The sequence below is a fragment of the Bradyrhizobium ottawaense genome (genome assembly GCF_900099825.1).
GTDB lineage: Bacteria > Pseudomonadota > Alphaproteobacteria > Rhizobiales > Xanthobacteraceae > Bradyrhizobium > Bradyrhizobium ottawaense_A.
Genome location: NZ_LT629693.1, coordinates 3,801,319 through 3,822,056 on the forward strand (window position 1 = coordinate 3,801,319; position 20,738 = coordinate 3,822,056).

At 62.5% G+C, this 20,738-nt stretch carries 20 protein-coding genes; 8 read left to right on the forward strand and 12 right to left on the reverse strand.

The genetic code is table 11. From position 1 onward, the window contains the following. Position 1 precedes the first annotated feature (1 nt). Positions 2-1,030, forward strand: coding sequence for a DNA polymerase III subunit delta (gene holA / locus BLR13_RS17730; protein ID WP_074821167.1), 1,029 nt, complete (start codon positions 2-4; stop codon positions 1,028-1,030). 134 nt (positions 1,031-1,164) lie between these two features. On the opposite strand, the gene BLR13_RS17735 is transcribed toward holA, so the two are convergent. From BLR13_RS17735 to hemJ, 7 genes are all read right to left on the reverse strand, one after another. Next, positions 1,165-2,052, reverse strand: coding sequence for a ParB/RepB/Spo0J family partition protein (locus tag BLR13_RS17735; protein WP_074821165.1), 888 nt, complete (start codon positions 2,050-2,052; stop codon positions 1,165-1,167). Positions 2,053-2,156: 104 nt separating this feature from the next. Beyond that, positions 2,157-3,008, reverse strand: coding sequence for an AAA family ATPase (locus tag BLR13_RS17740; protein WP_074821163.1), 852 nt, complete (start codon positions 3,006-3,008; stop codon positions 2,157-2,159). Then, entirely contained in the window at positions 3,005-3,694 is a 690-nt protein-coding gene (gene rsmG / locus BLR13_RS17745) for a 16S rRNA (guanine(527)-N(7))-methyltransferase RsmG (RefSeq protein ID WP_074821161.1), read from the reverse strand. The genes BLR13_RS17740 and rsmG overlap by 4 nt, the downstream gene beginning before the upstream one ends. Before the next feature lie 197 nt (positions 3,695-3,891). After that, the gene (gene mnmG, locus BLR13_RS17750) at positions 3,892-5,787 is read right to left on the reverse strand and encodes a tRNA uridine-5-carboxymethylaminomethyl(34) synthesis enzyme MnmG (RefSeq protein ID WP_074821158.1); all 1,896 of its coding nucleotides are present in this window, start codon (positions 5,785-5,787) and stop codon (positions 3,892-3,894) included. 139 nt (positions 5,788-5,926) lie between these two features. Next, the gene (gene mnmE / locus BLR13_RS17755; RefSeq protein WP_074821156.1) at positions 5,927-7,258 is read right to left on the reverse strand and encodes a tRNA uridine-5-carboxymethylaminomethyl(34) synthesis GTPase MnmE; all 1,332 of its coding nucleotides are present in this window, start codon (positions 7,256-7,258) and stop codon (positions 5,927-5,929) included. A 314-nt stretch (positions 7,259-7,572) separates the two neighbouring features. Further along, positions 7,573-8,838: a transcription termination factor Rho gene (gene rho, locus BLR13_RS17760; RefSeq protein WP_074821153.1), complete on the reverse strand. Its 1,266-nt coding sequence runs from the start codon at positions 8,836-8,838 to the stop codon at positions 7,573-7,575. Positions 8,839-9,097: 259 nt separating this feature from the next. Continuing rightward, on the reverse strand, positions 9,098-9,520 hold the full coding sequence (hemJ, locus tag BLR13_RS17765; protein WP_074821150.1) for a protoporphyrinogen oxidase HemJ: 423 nt from the start codon (positions 9,518-9,520) through the stop codon (positions 9,098-9,100). A gap of 443 nt (positions 9,521-9,963) precedes the next feature. On the opposite strand from hemJ, the gene BLR13_RS17770 reads away from it, so the two are divergent. From BLR13_RS17770 to dnaQ, 4 genes are read left to right on the forward strand one after another with little or no spacing between them, the layout of a single operon-like run. After that, complete coding sequence (locus BLR13_RS17770) at positions 9,964-10,803, forward strand: pyruvate, water dikinase regulatory protein (RefSeq protein WP_074821148.1); 840 nt, start codon at positions 9,964-9,966, stop codon at positions 10,801-10,803. Positions 10,804-10,813: 10 nt separating this feature from the next. Beyond that, positions 10,814-11,422, forward strand: a complete 609-nt coding sequence (locus BLR13_RS17775; protein WP_074821145.1) for a Maf family protein — start codon at positions 10,814-10,816, stop codon at positions 11,420-11,422. Positions 11,423-11,449: 27 nt separating this feature from the next. Then, positions 11,450-12,049, forward strand: coding sequence for a dephospho-CoA kinase (gene coaE, locus BLR13_RS17780; RefSeq protein WP_074821142.1), 600 nt, complete (start codon positions 11,450-11,452; stop codon positions 12,047-12,049). 30 nt (positions 12,050-12,079) lie between these two features. Continuing rightward, positions 12,080-12,775 (forward strand): DNA polymerase III subunit epsilon, encoded by a 696-nt coding sequence (gene dnaQ, locus BLR13_RS17785; protein ID WP_074821140.1) that lies wholly within the window; start codon positions 12,080-12,082, stop codon positions 12,773-12,775. Positions 12,776-12,927: 152 nt separating this feature from the next. Here dnaQ and secB read toward each other — a convergent pair whose 3' ends face one another. Then, a complete protein-coding gene (secB, locus tag BLR13_RS17790; protein ID WP_074821139.1) occupies positions 12,928-13,416 on the reverse strand; it encodes a protein-export chaperone SecB in 489 nt (162 codons plus the stop codon). 558 nt (positions 13,417-13,974) lie between these two features. Between secB and BLR13_RS17795 the strand changes: the two genes are divergently transcribed. Genes BLR13_RS17795 through BLR13_RS17805 form a run of 3 tightly spaced genes read left to right on the forward strand, consistent with a single transcriptional unit; the run spans position 13,975 to position 16,809 of the window. Next, positions 13,975-14,682 carry a Tim44/TimA family putative adaptor protein gene (locus tag BLR13_RS17795; protein WP_074821137.1) on the forward strand — a complete coding sequence of 236 codons (708 nt, stop codon included), beginning with the start codon at positions 13,975-13,977 and terminating at the stop codon, positions 14,680-14,682. Beyond that, complete coding sequence (gene mltA / locus BLR13_RS17800; RefSeq protein WP_083387599.1) at positions 14,660-16,216, forward strand: murein transglycosylase A; 1,557 nt, start codon at positions 14,660-14,662, stop codon at positions 16,214-16,216. The genes BLR13_RS17795 and mltA overlap by 23 nt, the downstream gene beginning before the upstream one ends. Beyond that, positions 16,213-16,809: a Smr/MutS family protein gene (locus BLR13_RS17805; RefSeq protein ID WP_074821134.1), complete on the forward strand. Its 597-nt coding sequence runs from the start codon at positions 16,213-16,215 to the stop codon at positions 16,807-16,809. Before mltA ends, BLR13_RS17805 begins: the two co-directional genes overlap by 4 nt. Before the next feature lie 4 nt (positions 16,810-16,813). Here BLR13_RS17805 and BLR13_RS17810 read toward each other — a convergent pair whose 3' ends face one another. The 4 genes from BLR13_RS17810 to hslV all read right to left on the reverse strand — a co-directional run bounded on the left by BLR13_RS17810 (position 16,814) and on the right by hslV (position 20,718). Then, positions 16,814-17,938 (reverse strand): hypothetical protein, encoded by a 1,125-nt coding sequence (locus tag BLR13_RS17810; protein WP_074821131.1) that lies wholly within the window; start codon positions 17,936-17,938, stop codon positions 16,814-16,816. A gap of 229 nt (positions 17,939-18,167) precedes the next feature. Continuing rightward, positions 18,168-19,472, reverse strand: a complete 1,305-nt coding sequence (gene hslU, locus BLR13_RS17815) for an ATP-dependent protease ATPase subunit HslU (RefSeq protein ID WP_074821128.1) — start codon at positions 19,470-19,472, stop codon at positions 18,168-18,170. 51 nt (positions 19,473-19,523) lie between these two features. Beyond that, entirely contained in the window at positions 19,524-20,135 is a 612-nt protein-coding gene (locus BLR13_RS17820; protein ID WP_074821125.1) for a DUF2585 domain-containing protein, read from the reverse strand. A gap of 31 nt (positions 20,136-20,166) precedes the next feature. Further along, positions 20,167-20,718: an ATP-dependent protease subunit HslV gene (gene hslV, locus BLR13_RS17825; protein WP_074821122.1), complete on the reverse strand. Its 552-nt coding sequence runs from the start codon at positions 20,716-20,718 to the stop codon at positions 20,167-20,169. Positions 20,719-20,738 lie beyond the last annotated feature (20 nt).

The window sequence follows — 20,738 nt, forward strand, 5'->3', positions numbered from 1 at the left end:
CTTGGTCGCGCTCCGCGGAAAAGAGATCGACGCTTTTCTCGCCCGGCCCGATGCCGGCCGCCCCATCATCCTGCTTTACGGTCCCGACGCCGGCCTCGTGCGCGAACGCGCCGATGCCTTGTTGGCGTCTGCGGTCGACGATCCCAACGATCCCTTCTCGCTGGTCCGGCTGGATGGCGACGAACTGGCGGCCGAGCCTTCGCGGCTGGTCGACGAAGCGATGACGGTGCCGCTGTTCGGCGGCCGCCGCGCCATTCGGGTGCGCGCCGGCTCGCGCAGTTTCGCTGGCGGAGTCGACACGCTGGCGGACATGCCGCTGAAGGATTGCCGCATCGTGATCGAGGCCGGCGAGTTGCGGCCGGAGTCGGCGCTGCGCAAGGCCTGCGAACGCGCCAAGACCGCCGTCGCCATCGCCTGCTATCCCGACACCGAGCGCGACCTCGCTAAATTGATCGATGACGAGCTGCGCGTCTCCAACCTGCGCATCGCGCCGGACGCGCGCGCGGTGTTGGCGGCGCTGCTCGGCGGCGACCGGCAGGCCTCCCGCAACGAGCTTCGCAAGCTCGCGCTTTATTCCCATGGCCAGGGCGAGGTGACGCTCGACGACGTCATGACCGTGGTTTCCGACGCTTCCGAACTAAAGCTCGACCCGATCGTCGACAGCGCCTTTGCGGGCAAGCCGGATCTGGTCGAGAGCGAGTTTGCGAAAGCGATGGTCGCCGGCACCTATCCCGGCGTGATCATCATGGCCGCGCAGCGCCAGGCGGCATGGCTGCACAAATCATCGCTGGCGGTGGCCGAGGGCACGCCGACCTCGGTCCTGCTGGAGAGCGGATATCCGCGCGTCCATTTCTCGCGCAAGGCCAATGTCGAAATCGCGCTGCGCAATTTCAGCCCGGCCAAGCTCGTCGCCATCATCGAGCAGCTCGCCACCGCCGCGTTCGACATGCGCAAGCAGGCCACGCTGGCGTCCGCGATCGCGCAACGCACGCTGCTTTCGATCGCTGTCAATGCGCGGCGACGGGGGTAGCTTTCTCGGTGTCGTCCCGGCGAACGCCGGGACCCATAACCACCGTCACCAGTTGTTGGAGAAGGCGTTAGCGATCTTGCTTAATCGATAGCACAACGCGGTATGGGTCCCGGCGTTCGCCGGGACGACGGTGACTAACTTCCCCGCGCCAACCGCCGCATTACTTCGTCGAGCTGTTCGAGGTTGCGATAGTTGATCTGCACGCTGCCGCCGGGATCGCGGTGGTTAACCGTCACGGCAAGACCGAGCGCGTCGCTGACGCGCTTTTCCAATGCGATCGTATCGGGGTCCTTGACCTTGGCGCCACCGCCACTGCGCGCCTTCTGCGGCTTGCGCTCCGGCACGCCTTCCTCATGCGCCAGCGCTTCGGTCTGTCGTACGCTGAGGCCTTCGGCGACGATGCGCTTCGCGGCGGTCAGCGGGTCGGGCACGCCGATCAGCGCACGGGCATGGCCGGCCGACAATTCGCCCGTGGCGATATAGGCCTGCACCTCCGACGGCAGTTTGGTCAGCCGCATCATGTTGGCGACGTGGCTGCGGCTCTTCCCGACGATCTTGGCGATGTCTTCCTGGCTGCGTTTGAATTCGTCCGCCAGCGCGTGATAGCCCTGCGCCTCTTCCATCGCGTTGAGGTCTTCGCGCTGCACGTTTTCGATGATCGCGATTTCGAGCGCATCGGCGTCGCTGACGTCCAAGGGGACGATCGGCACTTCGTGCAGGCCGGCGAGCTGCGACGCGCGCCAGCGGCGTTCGCCGGCGATGATCTCAAAGCGATCCTGCGCGCCCTTGACCGGGCGCACCACGATCGGCTGGATCACGCCATGCTGCTTGACGGAGGCGGCGAGCTCGCCGAGTTCGGAATCGGAAAAAGTCCGGCGCGGGTTGCGCGGATTGGGTTTCAGGAATTCGATCGGCACCTTGCGCTGGTTGCGCGGCCGGTCGACATGCGCGGCCTCGCCGCCGACATCTCCGATCAGACTTGCAAGACCGCGGCCCAGTCGCGAACGCGCTTCGTCGGCCATTGCCAACTCCCTTGGATTCACTTCGCATCACTCCGGAACTAGAAATTCGTAGGGTGGTGAAGGTGGTGGGCACGGCGAAGACGCCTTTGCCCACCCTACGTAGCTCAATGCGTCTTCAGCTCGCGCTCGCGCTGGATCACTTCGGTCGCGAGCTTCAGATACGCATCGCTGCCGACGCATTTGAGATCGTAGACCAGCACCGGCTTGCCGTAGGACGGCGCCTCGGAGATCCGCACGTTGCGCGGGATCATGGTGTTGTAGACCTTGGAGCCCATGAACTGCCGGACGTCGGCGACGACCTGGTTCGACAGGTTGTTGCGCGAGTCGAACATGGTCAGCACGATGCCGTGGATCGACAGGTTGGGATTGAGCGTCGAGCGCACCTGCTCCACCGTCTGCAGCAATTGCGACAGACCTTCGAGCGCGAAGAACTCGCATTGCAGCGGCACCAGGATCGCATCCGACGCCGCCATCGCGTTGACGGTGAGAAGATTGAGCGACGGCGGGCAATCGATCAGCACATAGGTGTACTCGGACCCGGCCTCGGCATTTTGATTGAGCGCGGCGATCGCATCGCGCAGGCGGAACGCGCGGCCGGGCGTCGATCCCAATTCCAGTTCGAGGCCCGACAGATCCATCGTCGAGGAGGCGATGTGCAGCCGCGGCACCGCGGTGGCGACCACCGCCTCGCGCAGCGGCGCTTCGCCGATCAGAACGTCATAGGTCGAGCAGTTGCGGCTGCGCCGATCGATCCCGAGACCGGTGGAAGCGTTGCCCTGCGGATCGAGATCGACGATCAGCACGCGTTCGCCAATCGCTGCGAGTGCGGTGCCGAGATTGATCGCGGTGGTGGTCTTGCCGACGCCGCCCTTCTGGTTGGCGAGCGACAGGATACGCGGATGGCCGGCCCGCATGGGTGCCCTATCCTCTTGATAAACTTGATCAATTACCATCACACTTGATTTCCGTCTGCCGTCGCGGAGCTCGTTCGCCGATCGATTTGGTCGAGTTCGACGATCCAGCCGTTTCCGCTGGTGCGGCTGGAGTGGAGTCGTGGCGTAATATTCCAATATTTAGTGGCTTCGGTCAATTCAGCCTCTACATCTTGGCCCTTGAGAAACAGCGCTTTCGCGCCCTTTCTCACCACCGGTTCCGCGAAACCGATGAGTTGATGTAACGGAGCCAGCGCCCGTGCAGTGACGCAATCGATCGGTCCGGCGATTCTATCCACACTATCCCCGATGTCAGCCAGATGCACGGTCCCCGCCGCCGAGGTGACGCGGATCGCCTCGCGCAGGAAGGCGGCCTTCTTGGCGTTGCGCTCGATCAAATGAATATTTGCGCCTGGCGTCTCCGCCAACGCACACGCCAACACCACACCGGGAAAGCCGCCGCCGCTGCCGAGGTCGACCCATGTCTTCGCCGACGGCGCCAGACTCAAGAGCTGCAGCGAATCCGAGATGTGCCGGGTCCAAAGATTTGGAAGTGTCGACGGCGCGACGAGATTGGTTTTCGCCTGCCACGCCACCAGGAGATCGACATAGCGATCCAGCCGCGCCTCTGTTTCACGTGAAACCGGAGTGAGGGCCAGAGCCGCAGCCTTGTCGGATGGGTGGATGGGTGAGATGGGGGCTTTGGGCATAGGAATCTGCTGGGGTTGACCGGTCGACGCTGTCATTGCGAGCGCAGCGAAGCAATCCACCTAGCCGCCCGCAAAGTATGGATTGCTTCCGCCTTCGCTCACGGAGCTACGGCGGACAAGTCGTCGCTACGCTCCTCGCAATGACGGCCGCGGGAGCGAGGCGCAACCCCCCACCCCGTTTCACGTGAAACACTCCCCTACGCGCTGACCTTCGACGTCCTCCGTCGCGCTTCGCGTCGCAGATAGGCCGCGAGAATTCCCAGCGCCGCTGGCGTCAAACCATCGAGCCGGCCCGCCTGCCCCACGGTGCGCGGTCGCGCCGCCTCGAGCTTTGCACGCGCCTCGTTGGAGAGCCCAGGTACCTCGGCGTAATCGATATCAGTCAGAACCAGCCCTTCGTCGCGCCGGAAGGCATCGACGTCAGCGGTCTGGCGCTTCAGATAGACGTCGTATTTGGCGTCGATCTCCAGATGAAACGCGATCGATGGGTCAATGGCCGATAGCTCCGGCCAGATCCCGCGCAGCATGCTCCATTCGACGTCCGGATAGGCCAGCAGCTCGAACGCGGTGCGGCGATGACCGTCCTTGTTCAGCGCCAGGCCGTGCTTGGCCGCTTCATTGGGAGTAATTGCCAACGACTTCGCCAGCGACTTCGCGGCATTGAGCGCGGCCATCTTCGCGGCATGGCGCGCCGAACGCGCCGGGCCAACACAGCCCAAGGCAATTCCCTTGTCTGTCAGGCGCTGGTCGGCATTGTCGGCCCGCAGGGTCAGGCGATACTCGGCCCTGGAGGTGAACATCCGATACGGCTCGGTAATCCCGCGGGTCACGAGGTCGTCGATCATGACCCCAAGATAGCCGTCGGCGCGATCGAAGACGATCGGATCGGCACTGCCCGCCATCAGGGCGGCGTTCAGACCTGCGACAATCCCCTGCGCCGCCGCTTCTTCATATCCGGTGGTGCCGTTGATCTGCCCGGCCAGGAACAGGCCCGGCAGACGCTTGGTCTGCAGGGTCGGCTCAAGTTCACGGGGATCGACATGGTCATATTCGATGGCATAGCCCGGCCGGACCATCCTGACCCGCTCGAGACCGGGAATGGTCGCCAGGATCGCCAGCTGAACCTCCTCCGGCAGCGAGGTCGAGATACCGTTGGGGTAGACCGTGGAGTCGTCGAGACCTTCCGGCTCAAGAAAAATCTGGTGGCCGTCGCGGTCGCCGAAGCGGACGATCTTGTCCTCGATCGAAGGGCAATAGCGCGGACCGCTGCTCTTGATCTGGCCGGAATACATCGGCGAACGATGCACGTTGGCCCGGATCACCTCATGGGTCGCCGGCGTCGTCCGGGTGATGCCGCACTGGATCTGCGGCGTCGTGATCCGGTCGGTCATGACCGAAAACGGCTCCGGCGGATCGTCGCCCGGCTGCATCTCAACCGCCGACCAGTCGATGGTGCTCCCATCGAGCCGCGGCGGCGTGCCGGTCTTCAACCGGCCAAGGGTAAAGCCGGCGCGTTCGAACGAGGCCGAGAGCCCCATGGCCGGAGCTTCATCGACCCGGCCCGCCGGCCAGTTCTTTTCGCCGAGATGAATCAGCCCGCGCAGGAACGTGCCGGTCGTAACGACCACAGCGCCGCAAGCGAGTTCGCGGCCATCGCCGAGGCGGATGCCGGTAACCCGGCCGCCGGAGACGATCAGTTCGTCCGCCTCGCCTTCGATGACGCTGAGATTGGCGGTGTCGATAATCGCGGCCTGCATGGCGGCGGCGTAAAGCTTCCGGTCCGCTTGGGCCCTTGGCCCTCGGACAGCCGGACCCTTGCGGCGGTTCAGCATCCGGAACTGGATGCCGCCGGCGTCGGCGACCCGGCCCATCAAGCCATCCAGGGCATCGACCTCGCGCACCAGATGGCCCTTGCCGAGACCGCCGATGGCGGGGTTACAGGACATGGCGCCGATGGTCGCGAAACGGTGCGTCACCAGGGCGGTCTTCGCGCCCATCCGCGCAGCCGCGCTCGCGGCTTCGCAGCCGGCATGGCCGCCGCCGATGACGATGACGTCGAATGAATCCGCCACTGAATCCGCCTTGGAAATCATGCCGCGACTTCTATCCCGAAGTCGCAAAACCGGAAAGCTGGAAATGCCGCAAGAGCTGCCGATTGTTTCACGTGAAACGGCGAGGTTCCCGAAAGTGTTTCACGTGAAACAGCGTCGCTATGAAATGAACAAAGAAATATTATTTTCCAACACAAAACTCACGGAAGATCACATCAAGGATATCCTCGACGTCGACCCGGCCAAGCAGTCTTCCCAAGGAATGAGCTGCCGTTCGGAGCTCCTCAGCCGCGAGTTCCTCGCCCTCCCCGACAACACCGATGCTGCGTCGCAGCGAAGCCGCCGTTTCCTCCAGCAATTTTCGCTGCCGGGTTCGGCCGATCAACCCGCCTTCATTGCCGCCAAAGTAATCCTGCGCAAAGCCGACCAGCGCGGCGATCAACTCCGGCAATCCGTCACCGCGGCTAGCCGAGATCTCGAACCCCGCTTTCCCTTGCCCCTGGGCCATTGGCCGACCCGGTGCCGCGATATCAATCTTGTTCCGCACCAGCCAAACCGGCGCCGCGCCCTGCTGCTCCATCCGGGCTTGCGGCGAATCGGCGAGCCACAGCACCAGGTCGGCATCCGCTGCGCGGGCCCGGGCGCGGCGCACGCCCTCCTGTTCTACGGGATCGTCGGTCTCGCGAATGCCGGCGGTGTCGATGACAGTCACCGGATAGCCGTCGAGATCGAGCTGCACTTCGATGACGTCGCGCGTGGTGCCGGCGTGCGGCGATACGATCGCAACCTCGCGCCGCGCCAGCTGATTCATCAGCGTCGATTTTCCGACATTCGGCGGACCCGCGATCGCGACCACCAAGCCGTCGCGCAGCCGTTCACTTTGTCCCTGTGCCGCAAGGACTTCCTGAATCTCCGCCAGCAGCGTCTTGATTTTCGCCATCGCAGGCGCAATCAATTCCGCCGGCACGTCACCCTCGTCCGAAAAATCGATGCCCGCCTCGATCAGTGCCGACGCTTCTATGATCCGTGCGCGCCAGTCGCGCGCTCTGTCGCCGAGCAATCCCTTGAGCTGGCGCAGCGCCTGGCGGCGCTGACGATCGGTGTCGGCGTGAATGAGATCGTCGAGGCCTTCGGCTTCGGTCAGGTCGAGCTTGCCGTTCTCGAACGCCCGCCGGGTAAATTCGCCCGGGTCGGCGGTGCGAACATTTTCGAACCCAGCCAGCGCCGCAAACAAGGCGGCCAGCACCGCCCGGCCGCCGTGGACGTGGAACTCGGCAACATCCTCACCGGTCGCACTGGCCGGTCCCGGAAACCACACCACCACAGCATCGTCGATCGGCTGCTGGCCGACATCGCGAAGCAGTGCCCGGGTAGCCGCACGCGCCGGCGGGACTTTTCCGCCCAGGGCGCTCAATAGCGGCCCGGCCTGCGGACCCGAAACCCGCACCATCGCGATGGCGCTCGGCGGCCGGCCTGACGACAGCGCAAAAATGGTCTGATCCCGCGGATGCATCGCCTATTTGTGCAGGAGACCTTGAAAAGGCAACGCAATTTCAGCCTGGCCGCCTGCACCTGAAGCGCAGGAAGTGGCCTCACCCGAAAGCGTCACGCCGCAGGATTGATGCAGCAATGATGTTGCAAAAATTCTCAGCGATCGCCCTGCCCGCAGCGGCACTCTAAATAACCAATAAATATCAGATACTTATCTGAATATCTCGCCGCACAGGAGCTCGTCCTCGTGCTGCAGGTCTGCTGCAGCAATGCCTGCAGCATGAAAAAGGGCGCCCCGCTTGCACGAGACGCCCTGATCAAACCCGAACCGATGGCTTAGGTATTCATGGAATCGAAGAATTCCGAGTTGTTCTTGGTGTTGCGGAGCTTGTCGAGCAGGAAGTCGATCGCATCCATGGTGCCCATCGGATTGAGGATCCGGCGCAGCACATACATTTTCTTCAGGAGCTGCGGATCGGTGATCAGCTCTTCCTTGCGGGTGCCGGAGCGCGAGATATCGATCGCCGGGAAGGTCCGCTTGTCCGAGACCTTGCGGTCCAGAATCAGTTCGGAGTTACCGGTGCCCTTGAACTCCTCGAAGATGACTTCGTCCATGCGGCTGCCGGTATCGACCAGCGCGGTCGCGATGATCGTGAGCGAACCGCCCTCCTCGATGTTGCGCGCGGCACCGAAGAATCGCTTCGGCCGCTGCAACGCGTTGGCGTCGACGCCGCCGGTCAGCACCTTGCCGGATGACGGCACCACGGTGTTGTAGGCGCGGCCCAGACGCGTAATCGAGTCGAGCAGGATGACGACGTCGCGGCCGTGTTCAACGAGACGCTTGGCCTTCTCGATCACCATCTCGGCGACCTGGACGTGACGCACCGCCGGTTCGTCGAAGGTCGATGACACCACCTCGCCCTTCACCGAGCGCTGCATGTCCGTGACTTCTTCCGGACGTTCGTCGATCAGCAGCACGATCAGGTAGCATTCCGGATGATTGGCGGTGATCGAGTGCGCGATGTTCTGCATCAGCACCGTCTTGCCGGTGCGCGGCGGCGCCACGATCAAGGCGCGCTGGCCTTTGCCGATCGGGGCGACGATGTCGATAACCCTTGCAGAAAGGTCTTTTCGGGTCGGATCTTCGAGTTCGAGCCGGAAGCGCTGATCAGGAAACAGCGGCGTCAAATTGTCGAAATTGACTTTGTGCTTCGACTTTTCCGGATCTTCGAAATTGAGGGTGTTGACCTTCAGCAGCGCGAAATAGCGTTCGCCTTCCTTCGGGCTGCGGATGTGGCCTTCGATGGTGTCGCCGGTGCGAAGACCGAAGCGGCGGATCTGCGAAGGCGAAACGTAGATGTCGTCCGGGCCCGGCAGATAATTCGCATCGGGCGAGCGCAAGAATCCGAAGCCGTCGGAGAGAACCTCAACGACGCCTTCGCCGATAATGTCGGTTTCTTGAATCGCGAGTTGCTTGAGAATGGCAAACATCAGCTCCTGCTTGCGCATCGTGCTGGCGTTTTCGACCCCGTTCTCTTCCGCGAACGAGACGAGCTCGGCCGGCGTTTTAGCTTTGAGGTCCTGGAGTTTCATTTCCCGCATTGGGGTGGTCCTGTGGAGTGTCTTGGGGGGAAGGGGTGCGAGGTGGCTTTAAGAAAAAGCGGACAGGAGAAATGGAAGGTCCGCAGGTCTAAGCAAGGAAAGCGCCGGTGAGGCTTCAAACCTGATGCGGCGGCCGGTCCAATGAGGAAACCGGAACACGACCACATCCGCCTGCGAGGGGTGGGATTTCGGCAATATAGAAAATCGTCGGACGTTCCGCAAGCAGGTCAGCAGGCGGGATATCAGGCGAATGCATCGCCTAGAACGGCTTTACCACGACCAGAATAACGATCAGGATCATCAGGACTGTCGGTACCTCATTGATAATTCGATAGAATTTCTGGCTTCTGGTATTTCGGTCAGCGGCAAAGTCCTTCACGCAACGGGAAAAAAAGCCGTGGACGCCCGACAACAGCAGCACCAGCGCAAATTTGCCGTGAAACCAGCCGGACGTGTACCAGTGGCCGCTCCACGCCAGGTACAGCCCGGCCAGCCAGGTGACGATCATGGCGGGATTGATGATCGCTTTCAGCAGCCGCCGTTCCATGATCTTGAACGTCTCGGACTGTTTCGAGCCGATCTCCGCCTCGCAATGGTAGACGAACAACCGCGGCAGGTAGAGCATGCCGGCCATCCACGCGATGACCGCAATCACATGCAGCGCCTTGATCCACTCGTACATCGCGATCGCCCTTGCCCTGAAACCTTGCAGTCACGCCGACGTTGCAGAGAGCCTTCGCCAGCGTGGGAGCGAGACATATCCGCAAAGCACCGCTTCTCTAAACTAATAATTTTAGAATCTTAGGTTTGAGTCTAAGTAGCGGTGAATTGGACTCACACAAAATCGTCCCGTATTTCTGCCGGACTTGTTCACAGTCATCACCGATTCCGCGCGTCAATGCGCTGTTGCGAATAATGCTACGTGCTTCAAGCGCTTGCGCCGATCCGTGGTCGGGTTATGAAGAGACAAGTCCACATCTTCCCACTACCGTCGGGACCTGCGATTTGAGTTGTCCTCACGGGAGGCCCTGTGAAGAAAAGTCCGGGTTATCCCTGACGTGGCGATCCAGGGCCGATTATCTCGGTTAAGCTCCACAGGGATTCACAGATTACACAGGGGTTCTGGTGCCCACGACCGGCAACTATTTTCATCTTCATCTGGTCTCCGATTCGACCGGTGAGACGCTGATCACGGTGGCGCGCGCGGTGGCCGCGCAGTACGCCAACGTGTCGGCGGTTGAACATGTCTATCCGCTGGTGCGCAGTCAGAAGCAGCTCGATCGCGTGCTCGACGAGATCGAGGAGGCGCCGGGCATCGTGCTCTTCACGCTGTTGGAAAAGGATCTGGTTAGCCGTCTCGAAGCCAAATGCCGGGATATCAATATTCCGAGCCTGTCGATCATCGGGCCTGTGATGCAGTTGTTCGAGGCCTATCTCGGTGCGGCCACCACCGGTCGCGTCGGCGCCCAGCACGTCCTGAACGCGGAATATTTCAAGCGCATCGACGCCCTGAACTACACGATGATTCATGATGACGGCCAGCACGTCGAAGGCCTCGAAGACGCCGACGTGGTTCTGGTCGGCGTGTCCCGCACCTCGAAGACGCCGACCTCGATCTATCTCGCCAACCGCGGGATTCGCACCGCGAACGTGCCGCTGGTGCCCGGCATTCCGCTGCCGCATCAACTCGAGACATTGAAAAAGCCGCTGGTCGTCAGCCTCCATGCGACGCCGGAACGGCTGATCCAGGTCCGGCAGAATCGGCTGTTGAGCATGGGCGCCGAGACCGGCAACGACGATTACATCGATCGTCAATCCGTCACCGATGAAGTGGCCTATGCGCGAAAACTCAGTGCCAGGTTCAGTTGGGCGCAGCTCGACGTGACGCGGCGATCGATCGAGGAAACGGCCGCCGCTGTTATGAAGCTGTTTACAGATCGCCAGCGCCAGCGGCTTCCGGAATAGTGACGACGCGATGACCGTCTGGCGTGGAAACCATCCCCTGATACTGGCCTCGCAAAGCCGCGCGCGGCAGATGCTGCTCGGCGATGCCGGGATCAGTTTCGAAGCGGTTCCGGCCGACATCGACGAACGTGCGGTACAAAAAAATGCCGGCCTCACGTCGCCCGGCGAGATTGCCGGCCTCCTGGCGCGCGAGAAGGCGCTGTTCGTGGCGTCAAAAAATCCCGGCCGCCATGTGATCGGCGCAGACCAGACGCTGGCGTTGGGAGAACGGCTGTTCAGCAAGCCATCGGGCAGGGCGCAGGCAGCGGAGCAATTGCGTTTGCTTGCCGGCAACAGTCATGCGCTGCATTCCGCCGTTGCGGTCGCCCGCGACGGCAAGATAGTGTTTGCCGATGTCAGCATCGCCAAAATGACGATGCGGCATCTGAGCGACAGCGAGATATCAGCCTATCTCGATGCGGCCGGCGAAGCGGTGACGACCAGCGTCGGCGCCTATCAACTGGAGGGTCTCGGGGTGCATCTGTTCGAGCGCATCGAGGGCGATCATTTCACCATCCTCGGCCTGCCGCTGCTGCCCTTGCTTGAGTTCCTGCGCCGCGAACGGCTGCTCGGTATCTGAAAATCTTTTGAGAAAACGGCGACCTTGATGCTGATCCTTGGACTGACCGGCTCGATCGGAATGGGAAAATCCACCACCGCAAAACTGTTTATGGAAGCGGGCGTGCCGGTCTACGACGCCGATGCGGCGGTTCACAAAATCTACGAAGGCGAGGCGGCGCCGGCGGTGGAAGCCGCGTTTCCCGGCACCACCGTCGACGGCAAGGTCGACCGCGCCAAACTCTCGGCCAAGGTCGTGCACGATCCGGCCGCCATCAAGCAGCTCGAGCAGATCGTTCACCCGATGCTCGGCGCCTCCCGCCAGAAATTCCTGGCCGAGGCCGAGCGATCCGGCGCTCCCGTCGTGGTGATGGATATCCCGCTGTTGTTCGAGACCGGCGGCGAGAAGCGCGTCGATGCCGTGGTGGTGGTCACCACAACGCCGGAAAGCCAGCGTGAGCGGATTCTCGCGCGCGGCACCATGACTCATGAGGCGCTCGACGCCATCCTGGCGCGGCAGTTGCCCGATGCGGAAAAACGCAAGCGCGCGGATTTCGTGGTGGATACCTCGCACGGACTGGACCCGGTGCGGACTCGGATCCGCGACATTCTGGCCGAGGTCGTTAAGATGCCGCAGCGGCGGTCCTGATTCGCCTTGAACTCAATTTCCTGAAGAGCCATGCGCGAAATCGTTCTCGATACCGAAACCACAGGCCTCGATCCGCTGCGCGGTGACCGGCTGGTCGAAATCGGCTGCATTGAGATCTACAACCGGATGCCGACGGGGCAGACCTTCCACCGCTACATCAATCCCGAGCGCAACATGCCGGCGGAAGCATTTGCCGTGCATGGCCTGTCCGCCGAGTTCCTGGCCACGAAGCCGCTGTTTACCGAAGTGGTCGAGGAGTTTCTGGAATTCATCGCGGATGCGCCGCTGGTGATCCACAACGCGTCGTTCGACATCAGCTTCATCAATGCCGAACTCGATCGCATCAAGCGGCAGCCGATCCCGCGCGACCGGCTGGTCGACACGCTGCTGCTGGCGCGCCGCAAGCATCCGGGCGTGTCAAACCGGCTGGATGATCTCTGTTCGCGCTACGCGATCGACAATTCCCGCCGCACCAAGCACGGCGCGCTGCTCGACGCCGAGCTGCTGGCGGAAGTCTATATCGACCTGATCGGGGCGCGGCAGTCGCAGCTTGTCCTGGCGTCCGAAACCCGGGGGAACCAGACCAACGGCATCGGCGAAACCCCGCGACGGCAGCGCGAGGTTCCCCTGGCGCCGCGGATCACCGACGCCGACCGCGAAGCGCATCGCGCTTTCGTGGCCACGCTGGGCGACAAGCCGATCTGGAACGAGTTTCTCGCAGGTTAGAGCCTTATCGGTTCTGATTGCATCAGAACCGGGCTCTACTCTTTTATTTGACGCGTTTTCTTTACGCGAACCGGCGACCACCCACGGATCAAGTCCGAGGGCATGCTTCGCTCGAAAACGCTATGTCAGCGGCTAACCGCCGCTACGTTTGTTCAGCTCGGTTTCACGCCGGAAGCGACCTGCTCCGCAGCCTGCCGTTCCATATTCTGGCGGTACAGACCGACAAAATCGACGGGATCCAGCATCAGCGGCGGGAAGCCGCCGTCGCGCACCGCGGTTGCGATGATTTCGCGCGCGAACGGGAACAGCAGCCGCGGACACTCGATCATGACCAGCGGGTGCAGGTTTTCCTTCGGCACGTTGACGATCCGGAACACGCCGGCATAAGCGAGCTCGAAGCTGAACATCACCTTGCCGCCGTTTTCAGCCTTGCCTTCGACCGAAAGCGTTACCTCGAACTCGTTCTCGGAGACGTTGTTGGCGCCGACATTGATCTGGATGCTGATCGCCGGCTGCTGCTGCTGCGGCGCCAGGGAGGCGGGGGCGTTCGGATTTTCGAACGACAGGTCCTTGGTATACTGGGCCAGCACGTTGAGTTGGGGAGGGGCCTGCTCGGGAGGCGCGCCGTTACCGTTGGTCATGAAACTCTCTCCTGAAGCGCTGGCGAGCGGAGACCGGATTTTCGTCTGAATTCGCTCGGAGGGCGGAAATGCCTTTGCCGGGCGAGTGGCTATCATAGCCCCGCCTCATTCCACAAGGACGACGGGCCGGCGGCCAAGCGGACCGGCGGTGATTTGTGCCGGATATGGCTCATACGCCGCCGCCGGCTACCCCGGCGAGCGCCTAAATAGTTGAATATACGTGATTTCCGGGCATCATCGGGTTTCCCCTCGCGGTCAAAACGCGCTAAACTTCACCCGCGCCAAAACGCGCCATTGGCTGGGCAAAGTTTCGTGCCTACATGCTGCAGACTCAATTGATGATGTAATCTCTGCCGTTCCCCGGGGTAAACTCTTAAGGAAGACGTGTAAGAGGGCTCTCAAGAGCGTTTTCGAGTGAAGTGGTCACCGGTTCACGTCAAGAAAGCGCGTCAAAACTTCAAGACGAGAGCCGGGTTCTGATTCAATCAGAACCGGGCTCTATGGAACACTCGACCGCCGGGGCCGTTGCCGGCGTTAGAACCAGAAAGCGAATAAGACGTGTTCGATATTTACACCATCATCTTCCTGGCGTTGGCGGTCTTTATTTTCCTGCGCCTGCGCAGCGTCCTCGGACAGCGCACCGGGAGCGAGCGGCCGCCCTATGATCGCGCCGCGCCCAACGTCGTGCAGCGTACCCAGGACAACAACGTCGTTCCGATGCCGGGTGCCGTCATCGACCAGGCGCCGCTGGCGCCGACTGCGGATGTCGCGCCGCCGACCGACCGCTGGAAGGGCATCGCCGAGCAGGGCACCCCGCTCGCGCAGGGCCTCGATGCCATTGTCGCCCAGGATTCCTCGTTCGATCCCAAGCACTTCATTTCCGGTGCGCGCAGCGCCTATGAAATGATCGTGCTGGCCTTTGCCAACGGCGATCGCCGCGCGCTGAAGGACCTGCTGTCGTCGGAGGTCTATGACAGCTTCGACGGCGTGATCAAGGATCGCGAGAAGCACGAGCAGAAAACCGAGACACGCTTCGTTTCGATCGACAAGGCCGAACTGGTCGGCGCGGAAGCCCGCGACCGGGCGGCGCAACTGACGGTTCGCTTCGTGTCGCAGATGATCTCGGTCACCCGCGACAAGGCCGGCACCATTGTCGATGGCAACCCGGATAAGGTCGCCGATATCACCGATGTCTGGACATTCGCCCGCGACACCACCTCTCGCGATCCGAACTGGAAGCTGGTTGGCACGGGAAGCGCGGGCTAAAGCGCACAGCCTTGCAGGGCTTGCGATTGGCGTGGCTGCTTTGGCGTTGTCGATCGCTGCCTCGGATGCGTATGCCGCCCGTCATTCACGCTGGCATTCCCGTCCGCCGGTAGCAGCCGTCCGTCAACTGCCATACCCGCAGCTCGAATTGCCGCTTCAAATCACCGGCACCCAGTATGCGCCGGTGGCCTGGGCCGATATCGCGGGCTGGAGCGAGGACGATCATCTCGCGGCGTACAAGGCCTTCCGCACCAGTTGCAAGCCGATCGCGGCGCAGACGACGCCTCCCGCCGAGCCGAAGGCGCTCGGCACCTCGCTGCGGGATCCCTGTCGCATCACCAAGGGCCTCGATTTGTCCGACGGCGCCGGGGCGAAAGGCTTCTTCGAAGAACATTTTCTGCCGCTTCGGATCTCGCGGCTTGGCGAGGGCGAGGGGTTCGTCACCGGTTACTATGAGCCCGTGATCGACGGCTCGAAGACCCAGAACGAAGTCTACAATGTGCCGGTCTATCGCCGTCCCTCCAATCTGTTCGTCCGGGGCACCAACCAGAATTCGGCCGGATTGCCCAACAAGGGACAGGTGTTCCGCAAGATCGGCCGCCGCAAGCTGGTGCCCTATTACGACCGCGCCGAGATCGAGGATGGCGCGATCGAGGGACGCGGTCTCGAAATCTGCTGGCTGAGGAATCAGACCGATTTGCTGTTCTCGCAGATCCAGGGCTCCGCCCGCGTAAACCTCGACGACGGTTCAACCATCCGCATCAATTACGATGCGCATAACGGCTATCCCTACACGCCGGTCGGCCGCATCCTGATCGATAGGGGCATCATCCCCAAGGATCAGATGTCGATGCAGAAGATCCGGGAGTGGATGGAGCAAAATCCCGATGGCGCCGACGAACTGCGGCGGCAGAACAGGTCCTACATCTTCTTCCGCGAGGTGCAACTCTCCGACAAGGATGAGGCCGTCGGCGCCCAGGGCGTGCCGCTGACGCCGGGCCGCTCGATCGCGGTCGACAAGTCGTTGCACGTCTACGGCACGCCGTTCTTCATCGAAGGCCAGCTGCCGATCGAATCTGAAGTGTCGAAGACGCCGTTTCACCGGCTGATGATCGCGCAGGACACCGGCTCCGCCATCGTCGGGCCTGCGCGCGCCGATCTCTATTTCGGCGCCGGCGTCGACGCCGGGAAGATCGCGGGCCGCCTCAAGAACAATATGCGTTTCGTCATTCTGGTCCCGAAGAGCCTCGATCCCGCGGCGCGCGGCCGCCTGGTGCCGGTGCCGGACGCGCGCCCGTCGGGAAAAATCGCAAAGCTGTTTTCGCAAACCGATCCGCTGAAGGATCAGAAAATTGGTGCTCCGGCGGTAACGCCACCGGCGGCAGGCTCGACGCAAAAGCCGGCCACTCCAACTGCCCAAGCCGCTTCCACTGCTCAAGCCACGGTCGTAAAACCGGTGCCGCTGCCGGAAGCGCGCCCGAGCACTGCGCCGGCTCCCGAAAAGCTTCGCCGTGGCCGCCGATATCGCCGATGAAACGCCGGTCTTCGAGTTTGATTCCTGAATTGCCGCTGCCGCCGCGGCGCAAGCGTGGCCTCAGCGAGGAGGAGCACGCGCTCTGGGAGAGCGTGGCCAAGCAGGTCAAGCCGCTGCGCAAGCGGCAGCGCGCGCCGAAGCCGCCGGCCGCTTCGCCGGAAATCGAGGCCAAGGCCGCGCCGAAACCGGTGGCCTCGCCAAAGCCGCCGCTGCCGGCGCCGATCGTTTCCCCGCCAAGACCGGCACCGCCGCCGCTGGCGCCGATCGGCCGCCGCGAGCGTTCGCACCTGTCGCGTGGCCGCAAGGAGATCGATGCCAGGCTCGACCTGCATGGCATGACGCAGACGCGTGCGCACCGCGCGCTGTTCGGCTTTCTGCAGCGCGCCCATCATGACGGGCTGACCTTCGTGCTCATCATCACCGGCAAGGGCAAGATGGGATCCGAATCCGAGCGCGGCGTGTTGCGCCGCCAGGTGCCGCTCTGGCTCGGCCTGCCGGAATTCCGCGCGCTGGTGGTCGGGTTCGAGGAAGCGGGTATCGGCCATGGCGGCGAGGGCGCGCTGTATGTCCGGGTCAGACGTTCGAGACTCTAGCCCATCAGAACGGCCGAACGATCCCGACGCGCGGGATCAGCGTCACGATCCAGCCGAGGACCATCGTCCTTCGATCGTCCGTCGAAATCGGCGGCACGTCCTGTGAGGCCGGCAACATCTTCACGGCGTGCAGGACCAGGAACAGGCACACGGCCCAGTTCGAAATCCACCGGGAATAATCGAACACCATCGCGAACATCACGAGATAAGCGAGGCTGATCACAGAGATCGCCGCGGTGACGATGCGGCGATGCGCGTCAATGCTGAGGGCTGCGATCAGGGCGCGAAAATATCGCCACAGCGGCGTGTGCAGCCAGATCAGCAGCGCAAACACGGGAATGCCGAGGAGATTGTGCGGCAGTCGTTCCCAGGTATCCGAAACTTCCTTCGCCAGCGGTTGGTACCAGATATAGGCAAAGCTGAGCAGGTCGTTCCGCGATGAATCCGCCATTCGGTTTCGCAGATAGGCCGTAAATTCCGGCTCCGGCACCGCCATCGTGCCGTAGAATTGCGCGGCAACGAACAGTGCGCCGACGGCCGCGAGCAGCATGATTCCAACGGCTACGTTTTGCCGGCTTACGCCCAGCACCAGGTAATAACGCAGCACCACGATGGCGGCGATGGTCGGCACATACATCAAGAGATGGATGTGGTGGATCATGACGAGCACGGCCGAGAACAGCGCCGCGAGCAGCACATAGAAAAGCGAGCGGGCTGGAATCAGCAGCAGAACAATTGCGAACAGGCAGCCATAGATGTCGAAATGGCCGAGCGTGTGCATAAAATTCTTCAGGTAGAACGGCGAGCCGGCGATGAAAACGAACAGCGGCCAATGCTTTTCATCGAGGCCGAACGTCCGCCGGAACAGATGCACGAACAGGCCCGCCGTGATCAGCCACACCGCGCCGCCGAGCGCGAACACCAGCCACACCGGCACCGTGGCGTCGAACAGACCGACGATCGCGCCGATCAGCGCGCGTTTGGTGAAGCCGAAATGATAGTCGACCAAGAGATGGATGTAGGGGACGAAGGGCGACAGCCTGATCTTGTGGAGGAAAACCCCGAAGATGACGGCGGCATTGACGACGAGCATCAACCGCCAGGGGTTTTCCCATACCCGCAAATTCATTCGGCACCCGAAACGACCAGATCAGGCGCGGACTATCACATGGGGAGCGCGTAGGGCGCAATTATTCTCGATGTCGTCCCGGCCAAGCGAAGCGCGAGCCGGGACCCATAACCACCGTTGCTGATTGTTGAGCTGGGTTGGAGCCACAGCCGGCGCAATAACAACCATTTGTGGCTATGGGTCCCCGCGCCCGTGCGGAATCGCGCACTAGGCGGGGACGACAGCGAGCCTACAAAATAAACCGGCTCAGATCGGCGTTCTTGGCGAGGTCGCCGACATGCTTCTGCACATAGTCGGCGTCGACCTTGATGGTCTCGCCGCCGCGATCCGGCGCGGCAAAGGAAATCTCGTCAAGCACGCGCTCCATCACCGTCTGCAGCCGCCGCGCGCCGATATTCTCCACGGTCGAGTTGACGGCAACCGCGACGTCGGCCAGCGCATCGATCGCGCCGTCGGTGATGTCGAGCGTCACCCCCTCGGTCTGCATCAGCGCGACATATTGCTTGATCAGCGAGGCTTCCGGCTCGGTGAGGATCCGGCGCATGTCGTCGCGGGTCAGCGCCGAAAGCTCGACGCGGATCGGCAACCGGCCCTGCAGCTCCGGTAACAGATCCGAGGGTTTGGCGATGTGGAAGGCGCCTGACGCGATGAACAGGATGTGGTCGGTCTTGACCGCGCCATGCTTGGTCGAGACCGTGGTGCCTTCGATCAGCGGCAGCAGATCGCGCTGCACGCCCTCGCGCGAGACGTCGCCACCCGTGCGGCCGTCGCGCACGCATATCTTGTCGATCTCGTCGAGGAACACGATGCCGTTGTTCTCGACCGCGTTGATCGCTTCCTGCACGAGTTGTTCGCTGTCCAGGAGCTTGTCGGATTCCTCGTTGATCAGAATTTCGTGCGAGCTCTCGACCGTCAGGCGACGGGTCTTGGGTCGTCCGCCCAATTTGCCAAAAATGTCGCCGATCGAGATCGCGCCCAGTTGCGCGCCCGGCATGCCCGGGATTTCGAACATCGGCATGCCGCTGCCGGACGATTGCGTCTCGATCTCGATTTCCTTGTCGTTGAGCTCGCCGGCGCGCAGTTTTTTGCGGAATGAATCCCGCGTCGCCGGGCTGGAGGCGGGCCCGACCAGCGCGTCGAGCACGCGCTCCTCAGCCGCCTGTTGCGCGCGGGCCTGGACATCCTTGCGCTTGCGTTCGCGCACCTGCGAGATCGCAACTTCGACGAGATCGCGGATGATCTGCTCGACGTCGCGGCCGACATAGCCGACCTCGGTGAATTTGGTGGCTTCGACCTTGATGAACGGCGCGCCGGCAAGTTTCGCCAGCCGCCGCGCGATTTCGGTCTTGCCGACGCCGGTCGGCCCGATCATCAGGATATTTTTCGGCAGCACTTCTTCGCGCAGGTTGCCGGTGAGCTGCAACCGCCGCCATCGGTTGCGCAACGCGATCGATACCGCGCGTTTGGCGTCGGACTGGCCGACGATATAGCGGTCAAGTTCGGAGACGATTTCGCGAGGGGAAAATTCGGTCATACTTCCTAGCTAGGGCTCGAATGTCGTGAGAACAAGTCACATTTCGCGGCATCAAATGATCGGCGGTCCGGCCTGCCACTGTTTGATGGCCTCGAAAGGATGAATCAGCATGATGATGTTCAGCGTCAGATTGTCGCGAATATGGAGCGCCAGCACCAGTTCGAACAACAGCGCCAGCCCGACGGTAGCCGCGACCGGAAATTTCTTGGCGAACAGGAAGCCGCCGATCATCGCCAGATTATCGGAGACCGAGTTGACGATGGAATCGCCGAAGTAGTCCAGCGAGATGGTTCCGGCGCGATAGCGTTCGATAATCCAGTTGGAATTCTCGACCAGTTCCCAGCCGCCTTCGACCAGCATCGCGAGGATCAAGCGGCCCTGCCAGGCGAGGCGCGGGAAGGCGAGGAAGGCCGCGCCGTAAAACAGAAAGCCGTGCAGGATATGCGACAGCGTGTACCAGTCGGTGATGTGCTGCGAATTTTCCGAACTCTGCACCACGCCGTGCCATAGCTTGACGGTGCCGCAGGCGCAGATCGGCAGCCGTCCCATCGCGTAGAGGATCGACGCCTGGACTGCGAGGATAGCGGCCGCAACCGCGAGCCACTGCCATGGCGAAATATGGCTGGCGGCGGGAGATTTTCCGGTCGTGTAGCCGGCGGTCATGGATTGCCGACCATCAGAGGCCCCCACGCTGCTACAGCGTTTCGATGGTCACGTTGCGGTTGGTGTAGACGCAGATGTCGGCGGCGATATCGAGCGCACGGCGCACGATGGTCTCGGCATCCTTGTCGGAGTCGACCAGCGCGCGGGCGGCGGCCAGTGCGTAATTGCCGCCGGAGCCGATCGCCATCACGCCGGCTTCCGGCTCGAGCACGTCGCCGGTGCCGGTCAGGACCAGCGAGACGTCCTTGTCGGCGACGATCATCATCGCTTCCAGCCGGCGCAGATAGCGGTCGGTCCGCCAGTCCTTGGCGAGCTCGACCGCGGCGCGGGTCAGTTGCCCCGGATATTGCTCGAGCTTGCTCTCCAGCCGCTCGAACAGGGTGAAGGCATCGGCGGTGGCGCCGGCGAAGCCGCCGATGACGTCGCCCTTGCCGAGTTTGCGGACCTTTTTGGCGTTGGACTTGATCACGGTCTGGCCGATCGAGACCTGGCCGTCGCCGCCGATCACCACCTTGCCGCCCTTGCGGACCGTCAAAATCGTGGTGCCGTGCCAGACCGCCGGCTCATTCTGGGATGCTTGCATGAATTACCCTCTTGTCGGGC